Annotated in this window: 16 protein-coding genes; 9 read left to right on the forward strand and 7 right to left on the reverse strand. The window is 63.9% G+C overall.

Translation table 11 applies throughout. The annotated features are described in order from the left end of the window. Positions 1–4 precede the first annotated feature (4 nt). From atzF to HB630_RS10730, 3 genes are all read right to left on the reverse strand, one after another. On the reverse strand, positions 5–1801 hold the full coding sequence (gene atzF / locus HB630_RS10720; RefSeq protein ID WP_213772207.1) for an allophanate hydrolase: 1797 nt from the start codon (positions 1799–1801) through the stop codon (positions 5–7). 12 nt (positions 1802–1813) lie between these two features. After that, positions 1814–2548 carry an isochorismatase family cysteine hydrolase gene (locus HB630_RS10725; RefSeq protein ID WP_213772417.1) on the reverse strand — a complete coding sequence of 245 codons (735 nt, stop codon included), beginning with the start codon at positions 2546–2548 and terminating at the stop codon, positions 1814–1816. A gap of 225 nt (positions 2549–2773) precedes the next feature. Next, positions 2774–4048 carry an NAD(P)/FAD-dependent oxidoreductase gene (locus tag HB630_RS10730; protein ID WP_213772208.1) on the reverse strand — a complete coding sequence of 425 codons (1275 nt, stop codon included), beginning with the start codon at positions 4046–4048 and terminating at the stop codon, positions 2774–2776. A 325-nt stretch (positions 4049–4373) separates the two neighbouring features. On the opposite strand from HB630_RS10730, the gene HB630_RS10735 reads away from it, so the two are divergent. The 4 genes from HB630_RS10735 to HB630_RS10750 are packed head-to-tail and all read left to right on the forward strand — an operon-like array spanning position 4374 to position 7707. Beyond that, positions 4374–5291: a branched-chain amino acid ABC transporter permease gene (locus HB630_RS10735; RefSeq protein ID WP_213772209.1), complete on the forward strand. Its 918-nt coding sequence runs from the start codon at positions 4374–4376 to the stop codon at positions 5289–5291. Next, complete coding sequence (locus HB630_RS10740; protein ID WP_213772210.1) at positions 5288–6235, forward strand: branched-chain amino acid ABC transporter permease; 948 nt, start codon at positions 5288–5290, stop codon at positions 6233–6235. The genes HB630_RS10735 and HB630_RS10740 overlap by 4 nt, the downstream gene beginning before the upstream one ends. After that, the gene (locus tag HB630_RS10745) at positions 6228–6998 is read left to right on the forward strand and encodes an ABC transporter ATP-binding protein (RefSeq protein ID WP_213772211.1); all 771 of its coding nucleotides are present in this window, start codon (positions 6228–6230) and stop codon (positions 6996–6998) included. Before HB630_RS10740 ends, HB630_RS10745 begins: the two co-directional genes overlap by 8 nt. Beyond that, positions 6988–7707, forward strand: a complete 720-nt coding sequence (locus tag HB630_RS10750; protein ID WP_213772212.1) for an ABC transporter ATP-binding protein — start codon at positions 6988–6990, stop codon at positions 7705–7707. The genes HB630_RS10745 and HB630_RS10750 overlap by 11 nt, the downstream gene beginning before the upstream one ends. 165 nt (positions 7708–7872) lie before the next feature. On the opposite strand, the gene HB630_RS10755 is transcribed toward HB630_RS10750, so the two are convergent. The 3 genes from HB630_RS10755 to HB630_RS10765 form a co-directional block, all read right to left on the reverse strand. Beyond that, positions 7873–9309 carry a glutamine synthetase family protein gene (locus tag HB630_RS10755; protein ID WP_213772213.1) on the reverse strand — a complete coding sequence of 479 codons (1437 nt, stop codon included), beginning with the start codon at positions 9307–9309 and terminating at the stop codon, positions 7873–7875. A 175-nt stretch (positions 9310–9484) separates the two neighbouring features. Beyond that, positions 9485–10843, reverse strand: a complete 1359-nt coding sequence (locus HB630_RS10760; RefSeq protein WP_213772214.1) for an aromatic ring-hydroxylating dioxygenase subunit alpha — start codon at positions 10841–10843, stop codon at positions 9485–9487. 100 nt (positions 10844–10943) lie between these two features. Then, positions 10944–11849, reverse strand: coding sequence for a helix-turn-helix transcriptional regulator (locus HB630_RS10765; protein WP_213772215.1), 906 nt, complete (start codon positions 11847–11849; stop codon positions 10944–10946). Between the two features lie 156 nt (positions 11850–12005). Between HB630_RS10765 and HB630_RS10770 the strand changes: the two genes are divergently transcribed. Both HB630_RS10770 and HB630_RS10775 read left to right on the forward strand, forming a co-directional pair. Continuing rightward, positions 12006–13550 (forward strand): benzoate-CoA ligase family protein, encoded by a 1545-nt coding sequence (locus HB630_RS10770; protein WP_213772418.1) that lies wholly within the window; start codon positions 12006–12008, stop codon positions 13548–13550. A 105-nt stretch (positions 13551–13655) separates the two neighbouring features. Beyond that, positions 13656–14468 (forward strand): alpha/beta hydrolase, encoded by an 813-nt coding sequence (locus HB630_RS10775; RefSeq protein WP_213772216.1) that lies wholly within the window; start codon positions 13656–13658, stop codon positions 14466–14468. Between the two features lie 81 nt (positions 14469–14549). Here HB630_RS10775 and HB630_RS10780 read toward each other — a convergent pair whose 3' ends face one another. Continuing rightward, the gene (locus HB630_RS10780; protein ID WP_213772217.1) at positions 14550–15359 is read right to left on the reverse strand and encodes an SDR family oxidoreductase; all 810 of its coding nucleotides are present in this window, start codon (positions 15357–15359) and stop codon (positions 14550–14552) included. 399 nt (positions 15360–15758) lie between these two features. Here HB630_RS10780 and HB630_RS10785 point away from each other — a divergent pair, with 399 nt between their 5' ends. The 3 genes from HB630_RS10785 (at position 15759) to HB630_RS10795 (ending at position 18783) form a co-directional block, all read left to right on the forward strand. Next, positions 15759–17153 (forward strand): OmpA family protein, encoded by a 1395-nt coding sequence (locus HB630_RS10785; RefSeq protein WP_213772218.1) that lies wholly within the window; start codon positions 15759–15761, stop codon positions 17151–17153. Between the two features lie 4 nt (positions 17154–17157). Then, positions 17158–17454: a hypothetical protein gene (locus HB630_RS10790; RefSeq protein ID WP_213772219.1), complete on the forward strand. Its 297-nt coding sequence runs from the start codon at positions 17158–17160 to the stop codon at positions 17452–17454. A gap of 273 nt (positions 17455–17727) precedes the next feature. Further along, the gene (locus HB630_RS10795; protein ID WP_213772220.1) at positions 17728–18783 is read left to right on the forward strand and encodes a YbhN family protein; all 1056 of its coding nucleotides are present in this window, start codon (positions 17728–17730) and stop codon (positions 18781–18783) included. The last annotated feature ends 1 nt before the right edge of the window (position 18784 follow it).

Below are 18784 nucleotides of genomic sequence, written 5' to 3' on the forward strand. Positions count from 1 at the left end.
CTGGCTAAATCGTCGCCGTTCCCGCCATGAAGGTGCGCCAGCCGCCGAACGAAGAAATATCGCGCGCGCCGCCGACATCGGCGGATTCGACGATGAAGCCTTTCACGCCACGGCCGTCGGCGAGGCGCACCGTGCCGATCGAGAGCGGCGGCGGCACTGCGGCGACGAAATTTCCGAACGCGGCCGCCGGCAGAGCCCAGACTTCCAGTTCGATCGATGACCCCGAACCTGCTTCAATGCGCAGCATGCCGGGTCTGGCCGGCGCCGTGTCCAGCGCATAAAGCCGGTAGTCCGGCGCGGTTTTGGCGGTCCCCAGCAATCGCCCGCCGATGGACGTCAATTCGCCGTTGAGCGTCATGCCGGACAGATGCGCGCCGACCACGGCGATCGCGATCTCGTCGCCCTGCGTGCCGGCCGGCAATGCCGCAAGCGGCGGCTGCGGCAAGGATCTGCTGCCCAGAGGCAATCCGGTGTCGGCGTGGAAGGCGCGGCCGATGCTGGCGAGTTGCGCGTCCCGTCCGCCGGGCGCCAGCAGCGTAATTCCGAACGGCGCCCCGTCGGCGCGCATCGCCGCCGGCAAGGCGAGCCCGCAGAGGTCGAGCAGGTTGACGAAATTGGTGTAGGTGCCGAGCCGGCTGTTGAGCTCGATCGGATTGGCCAGCACTTGCGCCGTGCCGTAGACCGTCGGGGCCGTCGGCAGCACCAGCGCGTCGATATCGGCGAAGGTGCGGTCGCTGACCTTGCGTAGCGCCTGCAAGCGGTAAAGCGCGGCGAAGGTGTCGGCGGCGGTCAGCCGCGCGCCGGGAAGGGTGATCTCGCGCGTCACCGGATGAATCGCATCGGGCGACGACGCCAGCAGGTCGCGGATCACCAGATAGCGTTCCGTGATCCACGGCCCTTCATAGAGCAGCCGCGCGGTTTCATAGAACGGCTCGAGGTCGAATTCGACCAGCGTGGCGCCCAGCGCGGCCCAGCGCTGGAGCGCGTCCCGATAGGCGTGTTCGGAAGCCTTGTCGCCGAAGAAGATCAATTGTCCGCTGCGCGGCACGCCCAGCCTGAGACCGGCCGGAAAGGCCGTCATCCGCGCCAGCGGCCGGGTGCGCGAATAGGGATCGGCGGCATCGGGGCCGGCCATGACCTCCAGCGCGGTGACCGCGTCGTCCGTCGTCAGCGCGAAAATCGAGACGCAGTCGAGGGTGCGGCACGCCGGCACCACGCCGGATGTCGAGATCAGCCCGAGGCTCGGCTTCAGCCCGACGATGTTGTTCAGCATCGCCGGAACGCGCCCGGAACCGGCGGTGTCGGTGCCCAGCGCCAGCGGCACCAGCCCGGCCGATACGGCGACAGCCGAGCCGGAACTCGATCCGCCCGGAATCAGATCGCCGCGGACCGGATTGCGCGGGATGCCATACGGCGAGCGCACGCCGACCAGGCCGGTGGCGAACTGGTCCAGATTGGTCTTGCCGATGACGATCGCGCCGGCCGCGCGAAGTTTCGCGACCACGGTGGCGTCGCGCGCCGGCGAATAGGCAAAAGCCGGGCAGGCGGCGGTGGTCGGCAATCCTGCCGCGTCGATATTGTCCTTGATGGCGACCGGGACGCCATAGAGCGGAAGCTGCGCCGGATCTTTTGCGGCGAGCGCTTCCGCTTCCGCCAGCGCGTCGCTTTCGTTGCGCAGGCTGATGAAAACAGCGGGGTCATGATGGTCCCGGATGCGCTGAAAGCTGCGCGCCACTGTCTGCGCAGGCAATATCGTGCCGGCACGATGGGCGGCGACAATGGCCGCAACGGTTTCTGTCACGTGAAGATCCACTCAGGAAATATAGCGTTTCCCGCCACCTGTAGCATGGGTTGGCAGCGCCTCCACCATCGCTTCGAGAACCGCCGCCGAATCGCTGACCCAGCCGAAGATGCCGCCCTGGGCCTTGATCATCTTCAGGCCCATCTCGTGGAATTCGGGAAAATACGACGCGCAGCAATCGGCCAGCACGATGCAGCGGTAGCCGCGGTCATTGGCCTCGCGCACCGTGGTGTTGACGCAGACCTCGGTGGTGACGCCGCAGACCAGCAAATTCTCGATGCCGTATTTGCGCAGGACGTCGCCCATTTCCGTCGCGTAGAACGCGCCCTTGCCCGGCTTGTCGATGACGATTTCACTGTCGAGCGGATATAGCGCCGGGATGATGTCGTGGCCGGCTTCGCCGCGGATCAGGATTCGCCCCATCGGGCCGGGATCGCCGATGCGAAGGCTTGGCGCGCCGCGCTCGACCTTGGCCGGCGGCGCATCGGAGAGATCCGGCAAATGCCCCTCGCGGGTGTGGATCACCAGAATTCCGGCCTCGCGCGCGGCTTGCAGCACGTCGGCGCAAGGCTGTACCGCCCGTGCGAGTTGCGAGACATCGTTGCCGAGGGTCTCGCCGAAACCGCCGGGTTCGAGGAAGTCGCGCTGCATGTCGATGATGACCAATGCAGTTTCGGTCCAGTCCAGCTTGACCGGACCGGGTTCCGCGGCGAGCAGGCTGGTGCTTTCCGGACTGAGGCTTGCCATGATCGACGGCGCTCCCGACAGGTGGTTCATCGCGGTTGAAGCAAGCGGCGTGCCATTGTGTACATCGGTGTAATCGAACCGGTTCATGGAAATCACCTCGCACTATCAGTTGTTTGGCTGCATCGCTGAGCGATATTTACGGCTGGATTGAACGCCCGGATCGATCCCTTTTGCTTATTCTGTAAGCAATCTGGCCGGCTGGGATCGAGTGCGAGGGCGCGAGCGTTAGCGGACGACCTTGCTGCTGCCCTGCGTGATCAGGCGCGCGGCGCGCTGGTCGCGCGCGTAGACCCAGAGCCAGCTGATGGCGACGCTCAGCCGGTTGCGCACGCCGATCAGGAAATAGATGTGCGCGATGCCCCAGATCCACCACGCAAGGGCGCCGCGTAATTTGATGCGCCCGAAATCGATCACGGCCCGCCGTTTGCCGATCTGCGCCAGGCTGCCGGCATGTTTGTAGCGGAACGGCGGCAACGTCCGGCCGCTCAGCCGCGCCTTGATCGCCTGTGCGACATAGCGTCCCTGTTGCTTGGCTGCCGGTGCAATGCCCGGTACCGGATTGCCGTCCGGGCCCGCGATCGCGACCGTATCGCCGATGGCAAAAATGTCGGGATGGCCAGGTACCGTGAGGTCGGGCCGTACCTGCAGGCGTCCGGCGCGATCCGCCGGGGCATCCAGCCATTCGGCGGCGGGGGAAGCGCGTACCCCGGCGGCCCAGATGATGGTCCGGGCCTCCAGCTTGTTGCCGCCATAGACGACGCCGTCGGCGGTGCATTCGGTGACGGCCTGTCCCAGCACCACTTCGACACCGGCTTTCTCCAGCGCATGTTGCGCATAGGCCGACAGCTCGTCGGCGAAGCCGGCGAGCACACGCGGCCCGGCCTCGATCAGCACGACGCGCGTTTTGCGGGTGTCGATGTTGCGGAAGTCGGGCGCCAGCGTATCCTGCGCCAGCTCGGCGATGGTGCCGGCAAGTTCGACCCCGGTCGGGCCGGCGCCGATGATGACGAAGGTCAGGAGCGCGGCGCGGTGTGCTGGATCGCTTTCGCGTTCGGCGCGCTCGAAGGCGACCAGGATTCGCCGGCGCAGCGTGGTGGCGTCTTCCAGCGTTTTCAGTCCCGGCGCGAACGGCTCCCATTCGTCATGGCCGAAATAAGCGTGCCGCGCGCCGGTCGCGAGAATGAGCGTGTCGTAAGGCAACGCGTCGCTGTCATCGAGCAGGATGCGTCCGGCGGCCGTGTCCACGCCGGTTACCGTGGCGAACAGGGTCGTGACGTCATGGCGGTCGCGCAGCAGATGGCGGATCGGCCAGGCGATCTCCGAGGTCGCCAGCGAAGCGGTCGCGACCTGATAGAGCAGCGGCTGAAACAGATGATGGTTGCGCCGGTCGATCAGCGTGATCTCGACGCCCGCGCCGCCGAGGCCGAACGCCGCTTCCAGCCCGCCGAAACCGGCGCCGACGATCACCACGCGATGGGGGTTTGACGTCGCGGCGGTCATGAACTCCGGTCCTCGGTCGTCGCGTTGTTCGGCACTGTCATAAGCTATGCCTTCCGGCATGCGGTCCAAGAGTAACCTGCTTCTCGTTCGCTTGGTGCGCCACATCGACTGTTATGGCCTGCGACAAATCGGACGCGGCTGGACAAATCGGCGGGGCGGTCGTCCAGAACTATAATTCTTGCCATCCGCGCATGTCGCGAATTATGGTTCATGGCTGCAGGGGGAGCCACGACACATGCAGCATGAAATGATCCACGCTTCAGTTTCGCACGGTGGCGGCGGATTTGCGCTGCCGCCGTTTTGTTGCGGCTTGAAATAAGGACCGATGCTGCTCGTCGCCGAACAATTGCTGAATGGACTGCAGTTCGGGCTGTTGCTGTTTCTGCTCGCGGCGGGACTGACGCTGGTGTTCGGCATCATGGACCTCGTCAATCTGGCGCATGGCTCGCTTTACATGATGGGGGCCTATTTCGCCGCGAGCTTGGTGGCGTGGAGCGGCAGCTATGTCATCGGCGTGGCGCTGGCGCTCGGCGCGACCTTCCTGCTCGGCGTCGTGCTGGAATTCGTCGCGCTGCGGCATCTCTATGGCCGGGATCATCTCGACCATGTGCTGGCGACGTTCGGGCTGATCCTGTTCTTCAACGATGCGGTGCGGCTGATCTGGGGTCCGGAGGGGCTGTCGCTGCCGCTGCCGGCCTGGCTCTCCGCGCCGATCCAGATCGTGCCGGGCTTCTTCTATCCCTCCTACCGGCTTGCGATCATCGTGGTCGCGTTGGCCGTCGCCTTGATGCTTTATTGGGTGGTGATGCGAACCCGGATCGGCATGCTGATCCGGGCCGGTGCGTCCAACCGCGAAATGATCGGCGCGCTCGGCATCAACATCAAACTGCTCTACACGCTGGTGTTCGGGCTTGGCGCCGCGCTCGCCGGTCTTGCCGGGCTGATGCAGGCGCCGATCCTCACGGTGCAGATCGGCATGGGCGAGAACATTCTCATTCTCGCCTTCGTCATCATCGTGATCGGCGGTATCGGTTCGATTCGGGGCGCGTTCCTGGCGGCGATCTTTGTCGGCATGATCGATACGCTCGGCCGCGCCTTCCTGCCCGAGCTGTTGCGCAAGATGCTGAGCTCGGCCGCCGCTTCCACCGCGGCGCCCGCGATCTCCTCGATGCTGATCTATCTGGTGATGGCGATCGTGCTGGTGGTTCGGCCGGAGGGGCTGTTTCCGGCCAGCAAGCGATGAGTTTTGCGTTCAATGCCCGCAACGCGGCCGCCGCGCTCCTGGTCGCCGGTCTGTTGCTGCTGCCGCTCTATTCGTCGCTTAGCGGCAACGTCTTCGTCCTTACGCTGTTCACCCGCATCGTGATCTTTGCGCTCGCGGCCGTCAGCCTCAATCTGATCATGGGCTATGGCGGGATGATGAGTTTCGGCCACGCCGCCTATCTCGGCATCGGCGGCTATGCGGTCGGCATTCTCGCCTTTGAGGGCATTGGCTCCGGCTTCATCCAGTGGCCGGTGGCGCTGCTGGCGTCCGCGCTATATGCGCTCGTGATCGGCGCGCTCAGTCTGCGCACCCGCGGCGTCTATTTCATCATGATCACGCTGGCCTTTGCGCAAATGGCCTATTACGTCGCCTCAAGCCTGGCGCGTTACGGCGGCGACGACGGCCTCACGATCTACAAGCGCAGCAACTTTGCCGGCCTGATCAATTTGTCGAGTCGCGTGCCGTTCTATTATCTCTGCCTGGCCTGCCTGTTCGGCGGCATCTACCTGATCTGGCGCATCGTCAATTCGCGCTTCGGCCTGGTGGTGCAGGGCCTGCGTTCCAATGAAGCGCGGATGCAGGCGATCGGCTTTCCGGCGACGCGCTACCGGCTGGTCTGCTTCGTCATTGCCGGCACGATGTGCGGCCTCGCCGGTGCGCTGCTGGCGAACAATACCGACTTCGTCAGTCCGGCCGCGATGTACTGGACCCGTTCCGGCGATCTCATGGTGATGGTGATCCTCGGCGGCATGGGCACATTGTTCGGGCCGGTGATCGGTGCGATCGCCTATCTGGTGCTGGAAGACGTGTTGTCGCGGTGTACTGAATATTGGGCGCTGATCATGGGACCGCTATTGCTGTTGATCGTGCTGTTCGGGCGCGGCGGCATCATGGGGCTGCTCGGGAGGCGGGGCGATGGCTGAACCCCTGCTTGGCGTGGAAAATCTGGTGCGGCGCTTCGGCGGCATCACGGCGACCGACAACCTCTCGCTGGAGGTCGCCAAGGGTGAGCTGCACGCCATCATCGGCCCCAACGGCGCCGGCAAGACCACGCTGATCAGCCAGCTCACGGGGCAATTATCGCCGGATTCCGGCACCATCCGCTTCGCCGGACGGGACGTCACCCGCCTGCCGGCCTGGCGGCGCAGCGCGCTCGGGCTGGCGCGCTCGTTTCAGATCACCTCGCTGCTGCCGGACTTCACCGCTGCGGACAATGTCGCGCTCGCCGCCCAGGCCCATGACGGTCATTCCTTTTATTTCTGGGGCAATGCCCGCAAGGAAAAACATCTGCGCGAAGCCGCGCATGCGGCGCTCGGCCGGGTCGGACTCGGACATCGCGCCGATACCGTGGTCTCGAAACTCAGTCACGGCGAGCAGCGCGAGCTCGAGCTTGCGGTCGCGCTTGCCACCGGGCCGCAATTGCTGCTGCTCGACGAGCCGATGGCAGGACTCGGCGTCGCCGAATCAGCGCGCATGGTGCAATTGCTGCAAGAGCTGCGGCGCGAATTCACCATCGTCCTGGTCGAGCATGACATGGAAGCGGTGTTCGCGCTCGCCGACCGCATCAGCGTGCTGGTCTATGGCCGCGTGATCGCGTGCGGCGCGCCGGATGCGATCCGCGCCAATGACGAGGTGAAGCGCGCCTATCTCGGCGAACAGCACGCGGTGGTTGGGCATGGCCGATAGCGCGCCCCTGCTCGAAATCGACGGCATCGAAACCTGCTATGGGGTGAGCCAGGTGCTGTTTGGCCTGTCGTTGCAGATTCGGAGCGGCGAGATGGTGGCCCTGATGGGCCGCAACGGCATGGGCAAGACCACCACGATCCGCTCCATCATGGGACTGACGCCGGCGCGCGCGGGCGCGATCCGTTTTGCCGGTCACGACGTTCGCAAACTGCCTTCGTTCCGGATCGCGCAGCTTGGCATCGGCCTCGTCCCCGAGGGACGCCAGATCTTTCCCAACCTGACCGTGCGCGAAAACCTGGTCGCCGCGTCCGGCAATCGCCTGCGCCGTTCCGATCCCTGGACCCTCGACAGGATCCATGCGCTGTTTCCGCGGCTGGCCGAACGCGGCAATAACATGGGCGGCACGCTCTCCGGCGGCGAGCAGCAGATGCTGGCGATCGGGCGCGCGCTGATGACCAATCCGTTGCTGTTGATCCTGGACGAAGCGACCGAAGGTCTCGCGCCCCTGATCCGCGATGAAATCTGGGATTGCCTGTCGATGCTGAAGGCGCAGGGCCAGTCGGTGCTGGTGATCGACAAGAATGTCGAGAACCTCACCCGGATCGCCGACCGCCATTACATCATCGAGCGCGGCCGGACGGTGTGGGGCGGCACGTCCGGACAGCTGATCGCGGAGCCCGAATTGCAGCACCGGTATCTGGGGATTTGATGGGGGATGTGCGGCCGTCGATCCACGCGATGCAGCCCTGCTCGTCATTCCGGGGCGCGCGAAGCGCGAACCCGGAAGCTAGCTGACTTGAGTACGGCGCTTAAATAACCTCCGGATTCCGGATCCATCGCTGCGCGCCGGTCCGGAATGACGGAGGATGCGTTTTCAAAACATCTCGAAATATTCGCGATGCTCCCAATCCGAGACTTCCGCCTGGAAACGCTCGATCTCGGCATTCTTGATGTGGACGTAATAGTCGACGAATCCCGCGCCCAGCGCCTCGCGGAAAAACGGATCGTCGTTGAGCGCGAATACCGCCTCGCGCAGGCTCTTCGGCAATAGCGCTGCCTTGGTCTCATAGGGCGTGTCGGCGGAGGGGCCGGGATCGAGCTTGCGGTCGACGCCGTCGAGCCCGGAGAGAATTTGCGAGGCCATGTAGAGATAGGGATTGGCCGCCGGCTCGCCGATCCGGTTTTCGAGCCGCGTGGCGGGATCGCCGTGGCCGCCGAGCATGCGGATCATCACGCCCCGGTTGTCGCGGCCCCAGATCGCGCGGTCCGGCGCCAGCGAATAGGAGCGATAGCGCTTGTAGCCGTTGATGGTCGGCGTCGTGAACACCGCCGAAGCGCGGGCATGCTCCAGAAGCCCGCCAAGGTAATGACGGCCGAACGTGGACAGGATCTCGCCGTCGTCCTTGGCCATGAAGGCGTTCCCGCCGCCGGCGCGCGCGACGATCGACTGATGCAGATGCCATCCCGACGCGAACACATTCGGCAGTTTCGGGCGGCACATGAAGGTCGCGTGATAGCCGTGCCGCCGCGCGATCTGCTTCACGGCTGAACGGAACAGCACCATGTTGTCGGCCGGCGTCAGGCCAACCGTCGGGCGGAAGGTGAATTCACACTGGCTCGGGCCGAATTCGACCTCGATCGAACGCAGGGGCAGGCCGAGCGCCAGGATATCGCGCCGGAGAATCTCAAGCACCGGCTCCATCTGGTCGTAGCGCTGCTCGGTCAGATATTGATAGCCATGCGACAGCAGGCTGACCGATGGCGGCTGGCCGGGCTGTCCGGCATCTTCCGGCGCCATTCTGGCATCGTCGAGCTTGAAGACATGGAATTCAACCTCGAGACCGGCGACGAAATCGTAGCCGCGCGCGCCGAGCTTTTCCAGGACCGACCGGTAAAGACTTCGCGTCGCGAACGGCACCGGCCGCCCATCGGTAAAATAGATGTCGCATAACAGCCAGCCGGTGGTGGGTGCCCACGGCAACACGCGGAACGTCGTGGGATCGGCCACCATCAGCACGTCCGCCGCGCCCTCCATCTCCCGCATGCCGAAGCCGCCGCCGGCCGTGAACACCGGAAACACCGTGCGGTGCGAGGTGTCCTTGGCCAGCATGGTCGTGGTGATGGTGCAGCCGCTTTCGAGCGAGGCCAGCGCTTCGCTGGCGACCAGGGTCTTGCCGCGCAGGATTCCGTGCTGGTCGGGAAACGATAGCCTGATGACTTCGAGTTCTTGCTCTTCGACGATGCGGCGCAGGTGCTTTGCCGCCTCTTTCTGTTCATCCGACCAGAGGCCGTGACGCTCGACAAAACTCAACGCGCCGTTCCCCCCAATATGCCGATGATCGTAATCCCAGCCTCGTCATGCGCGGGCCTGACCCGCGCATCCATCCCAAAGGAATTGACTTGATTCAACACGATGGATTGCCGGGTCAAGCCCGGCAATGACGAAGTGAATGGATCGGCGTCAATACGCCCGCGTGAAGAATCCATCACTCCGCTGCCGACAGATGGCGCACTTTATTGGCAATCTCCTCCGGCACCGGTGCGGCCCACGGCGCGCCGCGGCGCCGCTTCACGTCGACTTCCATCCAGAAGGTTTCCCAGCCGCGCGTTGGGCCGATGCCGTCCATCGTCGCAGGGCCCTGGATGCTGCGTGCATGTGCGCCGTCGAGAAACATGAACGGCTTCTCGCCGCCGGTGACCTTGTCGATTTCCTGCCGCAGCAGGCGGCGATATTGCACGATGGCCTTGTCGGCCTGGCCGAGATGCTCCTTGGTGCGATCCTGGATCGCGCCCAGCGATTCCACCGCCCACTGATCGTGGACGTTGATGTCGCTGCCCATGCCGGTATAGGTCGCGGTCGCCTGCTCCTGCGGATCGAAACCGTAATCGTTCGACCTGTTCTTGCGCGACGTGTAGTCGGGCAGTTCGTAGAGTTCGAGGCGCTGGTCCCGCATCTTCTTCTTGTCGACCGGCGTCGAATAGGAAGTGAAGATCGCATACCAGTAGCAATTCTCGTCATCGACCGGCACATGCCACTGCGTGATCGTCATCTCCGTGCTCATGGGAATGACGAAGCCGTGCGGGAAAAGCTGGTTGGTGACGCGGACGTGGGTGCGCTCGTCGTCGATCTCGCGCAGCGCGATCAGCCGCAGGCCATATTCGGTGTGCTCGATATTGATGATCGGCCGGTCATATTCGCGCAGGATTTTCGTCATCGGCATGTCGGTGCCGGCGGAGGCGCCGCGGAACTGCTTGCCGTAAGCCGCCGAGGTATCCTCATCCTCGAAGAAGCGATGCAGGAAGGAGGCGTGCGACGGATCGATGCCGACTTCGAGCGCCTGCAGCCAGTTGCAGTTAATGTGGCCCTTGAATGCGAACGTATAGGCGTCCGGCGCGACGAAGCAGTCGATCTCGGGAAAGGCCGGCGGCTCGCCTTCGCCGAGGTAAGCCCAGAGGATGCCGCTCTTCTCGACCACGGGGTAGGAACGCTGCCTGATACCCTTGCACAGCGTCGAGCCTTTGGGCTCGGCGGGCGTTTCCAGGCATTGGCCTGACGTGTCGAATAGCCAGCCGTGAAACGCGCAGCGCAGGCCGCCCGGTTCGAGCCGGCCGAAAGCGAGGTCGGCGCCGCGATGCGCGCAGTGCCGCTCGATCAGGCCGTAGCGGTCTTGCTCGTCGCGAAACAGCACCAGGTCTTCGTCCAGCAGCCTGACGGCCCGGACCGGCCGCGGCCCCTGCAATTCATCCGCCAGCGCCGCCGGCTGCCAGTACATCCGCATCAGTCTCCCGCACGGATCTTTCGGTCCGGTGCGGGTGATTAGGTCGTTCTGCTCCTGGCTCATCATGGCTGGTCGCGTCCTTTCGCGGTCGCGCGCGGAACTTGATTTGAAATCAAGTTACTAGGCCTGCATTCCCCTGCAAGCTGATTCCTTGGGCGCAAACTGCCTAGGAGGCGCTGCGCAGGCCGAACATGCCCGCCTCGTCATGCAGTACCGGCCTGACCGCGTCGATCAGGCGGGCTGCTGCGGCATCGATGGAAAGACCCGCGGTATCGACCACGGCGGACGCACGCGCATAAAGCGGCTCGCGGCTGACCAGAATGTTGCGCAGTTCGGCCATCGCCGAACGATCGTCGGCCATCGGGCGCAGGTCGCCCTGGCGTCGCACCCGCGCCATGTGTTCTTCCGGCTCGGCCTTCAGCCAGATCGTATAGAACGACGACAGGATCAGATCGAAGGTCAGCGGCTCGGAGACGATGCCGCCGCCGGTCGCCAGCACCATCAATTCCCGCCGCGCCAGCAATTGACCGAGCGCGGCCTGCTCCATGCGCCGAAAACCCTCCTGGCCGTAAAGCGCGATGATCTCGGCCACGGATAATCCGTTCTGCTGCTCGATCTCCTTGTTCAACTCGACGAAATTCCAGCCGATCTTCTTCGCCAGCATCTTGCCGAGCGTGGATTTTCCGGCGCCGCGCAGTCCGATCAGGGCGATGCCGGCGAACGGTGTTTGTCGCGGCGCCGAAGCGCCGCCGCCGGCGAGGATGTCCTTGGCCTGGGCAATCTGGTTTGGCGTGGCCTTGCGCAGGAGATCGCGGATCACCTGCCAGTCCGGCGCCGGTTCGGAGGCCGGGATGAGGTCCTCGAGATGCGCGCCCATCGCGTTCGATACCCGGCGCAGCAGCACGATCGAGACGTTGCCCTTGCCGCTTTCAAGCTGCGCGATGTAGCGCTCGGAAATGCCGGAAACCTTGGCGAGCACCTTGCGCGACATGCCGCGCAACGCCCGCATGGTGCGGACGCGCTGGCCAAGCTGCTGGAGAAAGCCGGTTTCGGGGTCAAGATTTCGGGTCATATCCGGCCATGAATGCGCAAGTCTCGGAAACATAATGCCGATGAAGATTGACAGCAAGCGCGCTTGCTGGCTTTATATGAATTATAATTCTTAAAAAATCGGGGAGGGATACGTCGTGACATGCGTCGTGATCCGTTTGGGCTTCCGGGGCGCGCCATGAGCGGCGGTTCCTACAATGCTGTAACTTGGCTGCTCGACCGTAATGTCGATGAGGGCCGCGGCGGCAAGCTCGCCTTCACCGATACCGTTTCCGAACTGACCTATGGCGGTCTGCAACAACAGACCTGCCGCGTCGCCAACATGCTGCGCCGTCTCGGCGTCCGCCGCGAAGAGCGCGTGGCGATGATCATGCTGGACACGGTCGATTTTCCGGCCGTGTTTCTCGGCGCAATCCGTGCCGGCATCGTGCCGGTGCCGCTTAATACGCTTCTGACCCCGGATCAATATGCCTACATCCTGGCGGACTGCCGGGCGCGGGTGCTGTTCATCTCCGAAGCGCTGTTGCCGGCCGTGAAAGACATGGTCGGCCGGATGCCGGACCTCGAGCGCGTCATCGTTGCCGGCAAGGACGCGCATGGCCACAAAAAACTGTCCGAGGAGATCGCGCGCGAGAGCGATTCTTTTGCGACCGCCGCGACCCATCCCGACGAGCCGGCGTTCTGGCTGTATTCGTCGGGCTCGACCGGCATGCCCAAGGGCGTGCGGCACCTGCATTCCAATCTGGCTGCAACGGCGGAAACCTACGCCCGGCAGGTGCTCGGCATTCGCGAGGACGATGTCGGGCTGTCGGCGGCCAAGCTGTTCTTTGCTTACGGCCTCGGCAACGCGCTGACCTTTCCGATGTCGGTCGGCGCCACCACGGTGCTTAATTCCGAGCGCCCGACGCCTTCGGTGATGTTTTCGCTGATGAACAAATATCATCCCAGCATCTTCTTCGGGGTGCCGACCTTGTTCGCCTCGATGCTCAACGACGAGACATTGAAAGAGACGCACGCCGGCAACCGCCTGCGTATCTGCACCTCTGCCGGCGAGGCGCTGCCGGAATCGGTCGGCAACGGCTGGAAGTCGCGTTTCGGCGTCGACATTCTCGATGGCGTCGGTTCGACCGAACTTCTCCATATTTTCCTGTCCAACGCACCCGGCGATATCAAATACGGCTGCTCCGGCCGTCCGGTACCGGGCTACAAGGTGCGGCTGGTCAATGAATCGGGCCAGGACGTGCCCGACGGCGAAGTCGGCGAACTGCTGGTCGATGCGCCCTCCGCCGGCGAGGGCTACTGGAATCAGCGCAGCAAGAGCCGCCATACCTTCGAGGGCCACTGGACCCGCACCGGCGACAAATACATCCGCGACGCTGATGGCCGCTACACGTTCTGCGGCCGTTCGGACGACATGTTCAAGGTGTCCGGCATTTGGGTGTCGCCGTTCGAAGTCGAGAGCGCGCTGATCACCCACCCCTCGGTGCTGGAGGCCGCCGTGGTGCCCGAGGCCGATCCGGAAGGCCTGTTGAAACCGAAGGCCTTCGTGGTATTGCGCCCGGGCACAACAGCGGACGGATTGCATGAAGCGCTCAAGGAGCACGTCAAGCAGAAGATCGGCCCCTGGAAATATCCGCGCTGGATCGCTGTCGTCGACAGCCTGCCGAAGACCGCGACCGGAAAAGTCCAGCGCTTCAAGCTGCGGGATGGCGACAAGGTTTAGCCGTCATGACCGGGCTTGACCCGGCCATCCACGCCTTGTGTGGAGGTTAAGCGACAAGTGGATGCCTGCGACACGCGGCATGATGAATGAAGCAAGAGCAACTGCATGATCCTCTCACCCACCGGTTTCCTTTCGATCGGCGCTTCCGAACTCGAATACCGGATGATCGGGCCGCAGCCCGATGAAGCGCCGACCATCGTGATGCTGCATGAGGGCTTGGGATCTGCGGCGCTGTGGGGCGATTTTCCGGACAGGCTGCAGGCGGTCACCGGCGCCGGCGTTTTCGTCTATTCGCGCGCGGGCTATGGCGGCTCGACGCCGGCAAAACTGCCGCGCCCGCTGGACTATATGCAGGTCGAAGCGCTGGAGGTATTGCCGAAGCTGCTCGATCGAATCGGCTTTCGCCGCGGCATGCTGCTCGGACATTCCGACGGCGCTTCGATCGCTGCGATCTATGCCGGCGGCCATCAGGATCATCGCGTGCAGGGGGTGGCGATGATCGCCCCGCACTTCATCGTCGAGGATATTTCGATCGCCTCGATCGCCGGGATCAGGACCGCCTACGAGACCACTGATCTCAGGGCCAGGCTGGCGCGCTGGCACAAGGACGTCGACAACGCATTCCGTGGCTGGAACGGCGCCTGGCTCGACCCGGAATTCCGCAACTGGGATATTTCGGAATATCTCGCCTATATCCGCGTGCCGGTTGCGATCATCCAGGGGGCCGGCGATCAATACGGCACGGCGCGTCAGATCGAGATCGCGCAGGAGGAATGCTATTGCCCGGTCGACGTGATGTTGATTCCCGGCGCCGGACATTCGCCGCAGCGTGAAGCGACAGAGGCGACGCTGGAGACGCTCTCGCAATTCGCAAGCGCCGTTTTGCACGGCGCGAGGCCGGTAGCTTCGGATAAATGAAAGTCGAGACCTGAAGACCAAGGCTTGACGGTCAAGATTCGAAGCCTTGCCGGTTCTGATTGAATCAGAACCGCGCAAGCCTCAGCTATCCCACCCCTCACCCTTGAGGCCGGGATTGGCATAGACGATGCCGCCGTCGACGGTAAGGGTGGCGCCGACCACATAGTCGCCGGCGCGGGAGGCGAGGTAGATCGCCGCGCCCGCCATGTCTTCATCCGTGCCGACGCGTCCCGACGGCACGTGCGTCGCCACCGCATCGGTATGGTCCCGCGCCGCGCGGTTCATATCCGATTTGAACGGTCCCGGCGCGATCGCGGTGACCACGATATGGTCATGGATCAGCTTGGTCGCCATCCGCCGCGTCAGGTGGATCAGCCCGGCCTTGCTCGCGGCATAGGAATAGGTCTCCATCGGATTGACGAAGATACCGTCGATCGAGGCGATGTTGATCACTTTCGCCGGCCTCTCGGCGGTCGCCGCCGCGCGCAGCGGAACTGCCAGCGCCTTGGTCAGGAAGAACGGCGTCTTGACGTTCAGGTTCATCACCTTGTCCCAGCCGCTTTCCGGGAATTCGTCGAACTCGGCGCCCCACGCCGCGCCGGCGTTGTTGACGAGAATGTCGAGCCTCGGCTCGCGCTTCCCGATCTCGGCCGCCAGAAGGCCGATACCGGCCATCGTGGAGATGTCGATCGGCAAGGCGATGCATTCGCCGCCATATTCACCGGTCAATTCCTTTGCGGTCGCCTCGCATGGCGCGGCCTTGCGCGCCGTGATATAGACCTTTGCTGCGCCTTGGCTGAGGAAGCCGCGCGCGATCATCTTGCCGATGCCGCGCGATCCGCCGGTCACCAGCGCGACGCGGCCGTTGAGCGAGAACAGATCCTTGAACATGTGACCTCCCTTGTTGTTGCTCGTGGTTCTGGGCGGCAGCGCTCAACGAGTCAAGCAAGGGTCCGCAACCAGCCCGTCGTCCAGCGTCGGCGGGATGCGACGGCATGGCGCGTAGGTGGCGTGATCCCGAGACGCCGATTCGGCCCGGCTCTTGCCAGGAGCGGCCGTCGCAAATAACGGTCGTGTCCACAGCGTTTTCGAGCAAAACGGATTCCGGTTCGCGTCAGGAAAACGCGTCAAAACAGAAAAATAGAGTCATGGTTCTGATTCCATCAGAATCCGGCTCCGCAAGCGCCTGATCGGACGTCTGACGATTGAGCGCACCACCCCCTGCCATTTCGAGTTTGACAGCCCGGCAAGGGTTTGTTTTCTCTCGCCTCCCAGACCTCAGGACATCGAATGCAGAGACTTTTCAGGTGGAGCAGCAAATGGTGGCCGGGATTGATTCCTCTGGTCATCCTTTGGGCGATCGCGGCCTGGTCGACTACCGCGCCACTTGAAGCCGATCTGGCCGCGCAAAGCGCCGCCGCGTCGAACGATACGGTGCTCGACAAGCGGCGGATCGAGGTGGACGGCCGTGATGTCACCTTTGCCGCCGATGCATTCTCCGAAGACGGACGCCGCAGCGCGGTAGCCGCGGTAAAAGCCGTGCCGGGTGTGCGGCTGGTCAATGATGAAACGCGCCTTGTTGCTGAAGCCAAACCCTTCGTCTGGTCGGCTGGGCGAGACGTGGTCAGGGTGACGCTGGGCGGAAGCGCGCCGTTGCCGGCGAGCAAGAGCAAATTGCTCGATGCCGCCCGCGCTGCGCTCGGCGGTGTCGAAGTCGTCGATCAGATGAATTTGGCGCGCGGCGCGCCGCCGCGCTTCGAGAGCGCGGCGCTGCTCTTGATCGACCAGATCGGGAAATTGAAAGACGGCAAGATCACCATTTCGGATACCCAGGTCAGCCTTGCCGGCATGGCGCGCGACCTCGGCGGCCGGGAAGCGATCGCGGCCGGTCTGAAAAATCTCCCCGAAGGATTTTCCGTGGTGGCGAACGACATCAAGGCGCCGCCTTATGTTTTTCAAGCCTACAAGGATCCGGTCGCCGTGACGTTGACGTTGACCGGCTATGTGCCGGACAACGCCGTACACGCGGCGCTGGTCGCGGCGGCGGGACGGAAATTCTTCAATGAAAAGGTGGTCGACAATCTCAAGGCCAGCGTCGGCGCGCCCGGCGGATTTGCGGCCGCCGTGGCGCCGGCGCTGGGGGCGCTGTCGCGGCTATCGACGGGAACGCTGGTGGTGTCGGACCGGGAGGTGAACCTCTCGGGCGATGCCTTCTATGACGCGGCGTCGCTCCAGATCCGTAATGGTCTGGGCAAGGATTTTCCGCAGGGCTGGCAGTACAAGGCCGACATTTCCGTCAAGCCGGCGGCGGCGCCGGTGGATGCCACGGTGTGTCAGCAGCTGTTTTCGGATTTGCTCGGCAAGGGAAAAATCCTCTTCGAGTCCGGGCGCGCGACCATCGATCCGGATTCGGCGGGGTTGCTCGACCGGCTGATTGAGACCGCGTTGCGATGCCCGAACGCGAACATCGAGATCGCCGGACACACCGACGCCGACGGCGACGATGCCTCCAACCAGGCGCTGTCCGAGAAGCGCGCGCAGGCGGTCATGGACTATCTCGTCAAGGCGGGGCTGCCCGCCGATCGCTTTACGGCGGCGGGCTATGGCAGCACCCGGCCGGTAGCCTCCAACGACACCGACGAGGGCAAGGCGCAGAACCGCCGCATCGAGTTCGTGGTGAGGTAAGGTCATGGCGTATCTAGCGATGTTTCATTGGGGTTGGCTGTTGGGCGCGCTGTTGCTGGGCCTTGTGGCGGGCTGGATTGCGGTGGTGCAGCGCGGCCGGGGTGTTTCGAAGGTGACCGCGCGCTGGCTCGCGGTGCTGGTGGCGGCGCTTGTCGCTGCGGCGCTGGCGCGCATCGTTCCCGGTCGTCCCGGCTATTGGCTCGATCTCGGCCTTGTCATGTTCGCATTGTATCTGATCGGTTGTGCGCTCGGATCGTGGTTGCGCGACCGCGCGCTTTCGCGTCATACGCCTCCGGCCTGAATTGTCGTAGACCGGTCCCGGCGGCGAAGCGCCGGAACGGCCGTTTGCGGGAAAGGTATTTGCCGGAAAGCCCACCGGGCGGGCGAATGCAGCAAAACTATGCATCCGCCGTCATCAATTCCTACCTAATATATTGAAGGATCGTGTTTTATTCACGCCAGGCGAATTCCACTGCGGCTCAAAACGCGCTACGACATTGGGCCAAAGGGTGAAACTTGGCGTCGGCGGTGTTCACCCGGCGGCTGTGTCGCAGGATCGCAATTCGAGGTCTAGATGCTGGAAGCAATACGCAGGGCGATATCGTTTCTGCGCCAGAAGCAAATCCTGCATAAGCTGGGTGTTGCGGTCAGCATCGCCGTCATCGGCATCGCATGCTACGTGCTGTACCACATGCTGCGGGGCATGGATGTCGACGACGTCGTCGAAGCCATCAAGGAGACGGAACCCCGCTCGATCGCCCTGGCCGCCCTGTTCGTGGCCGCCGGCTATTTCACGCTGACCTTCTACGATCTGTTTGCGGTTCGTGCGATCGGCCGAGCCGATATTCCCTACCGCGTCAACGCGCTTGCAGCCTTCACCAGCTATTCCATCGGCCACAATGTCGGCGCCAGCGTCTTCACCGGCGGCGCGGTGCGTTACCGCATTTATGCCAATTGGGGGCTGAATGCGATCGACGTCGCCAAAATCTGCTTTCTCGCCGGTCTGACCTTCTGGCTCGGCAATGCCGCGGTGTTGGGGCTGGGGATCGCCTGTCACCCGGAGGCGGCCGCGGCGATCGATCAACTGCCGCCCTGGCTGAACCGGCTCTTTGCCTTCGGCATCATCCTGGGCCTGGTGGCCTATGTGGCCTGGGTGTCGGCGCGGCCCAGGGTGGTCGGACGCGGACTCTGGACGGTGGTGCTGCCGGGGGGATCGCTGACGCTGTTGCAGATCCTGATCGGAATTGTCGATCTCGGTTTTTGCGCGCTGGCGATGTACGTCCTGGTGCCCGACGAGCCCAATCTGGGGTTCGTCGTGGTCGCGGTCATCTTCGTCTCGGCGACGCTGCTCGGCTTTGCCAGCCATTCGCCCGGCGGACTCGGGGTGTTTGACGCCGCCATGCTGGTCGGGCTGTGGCAGATGGACCGGGAGGATCTGTTGGCCGGGATGCTGCTGTTCCGCCTCCTCTATTATATTGCACCTTTTGTCATATCTGTAATCTTGCTGACGTTTCGGGAGGTTATCCTGGGGGCGAGAAACAAGCGCCTGCGCCAGGTGGCGCAAGGGCTCGAGGTCGAACCGCATCGCGAAGCCGCTTACGTGCGGGAGCGCGGAGATCCGAGTGCCTGAC

It is taken from the genome of Bradyrhizobium sp. dw_78 (genome assembly GCF_018449525.1).
Taxonomy (GTDB): domain Bacteria; phylum Pseudomonadota; class Alphaproteobacteria; order Rhizobiales; family Xanthobacteraceae; genus Bradyrhizobium.

Coding starts and splice junctions, on each gene's coding strand:
- HB630_RS10725 (WP_213772417.1), bottom strand. CDS start 2,548: ATGGCAAGCCTCAGTCCGGAAAGCACCAGCCTGCTCGCCGCGGAACCC.
- HB630_RS10730 (WP_213772208.1), bottom strand. CDS start 4,048: ATGACCGCCGCGACGTCAAACCCCCATCGCGTGGTGATCGTCGGCGCC.
- HB630_RS10735 (WP_213772209.1), top strand. CDS start 4,374: ATGCTGCTCGTCGCCGAACAATTGCTGAATGGACTGCAGTTCGGGCTG.
- HB630_RS10740 (WP_213772210.1), top strand. CDS start 5,288: ATGAGTTTTGCGTTCAATGCCCGCAACGCGGCCGCCGCGCTCCTGGTC.
- HB630_RS10745 (WP_213772211.1), top strand. CDS start 6,228: ATGGCTGAACCCCTGCTTGGCGTGGAAAATCTGGTGCGGCGCTTCGGC.
- HB630_RS10750 (WP_213772212.1), top strand. CDS start 6,988: ATGGCCGATAGCGCGCCCCTGCTCGAAATCGACGGCATCGAAACCTGC.
- HB630_RS10760 (WP_213772214.1), bottom strand. CDS start 10,843: ATGATGAGCCAGGAGCAGAACGACCTAATCACCCGCACCGGACCGAAA.
- HB630_RS10765 (WP_213772215.1), bottom strand. CDS start 11,849: ATGACCCGAAATCTTGACCCCGAAACCGGCTTTCTCCAGCAGCTTGGC.
- HB630_RS10770 (WP_213772418.1), top strand. CDS start 12,006: ATGAGCGGCGGTTCCTACAATGCTGTAACTTGGCTGCTCGACCGTAAT.
- HB630_RS10775 (WP_213772216.1), top strand. CDS start 13,656: ATGATCCTCTCACCCACCGGTTTCCTTTCGATCGGCGCTTCCGAACTC.
- HB630_RS10780 (WP_213772217.1), bottom strand. CDS start 15,359: ATGTTCAAGGATCTGTTCTCGCTCAACGGCCGCGTCGCGCTGGTGACC.
- HB630_RS10785 (WP_213772218.1), top strand. CDS start 15,759: ATGCAGAGACTTTTCAGGTGGAGCAGCAAATGGTGGCCGGGATTGATT.
- HB630_RS10790 (WP_213772219.1), top strand. CDS start 17,158: ATGGCGTATCTAGCGATGTTTCATTGGGGTTGGCTGTTGGGCGCGCTG.
- HB630_RS10795 (WP_213772220.1), top strand. CDS start 17,728: ATGCTGGAAGCAATACGCAGGGCGATATCGTTTCTGCGCCAGAAGCAA.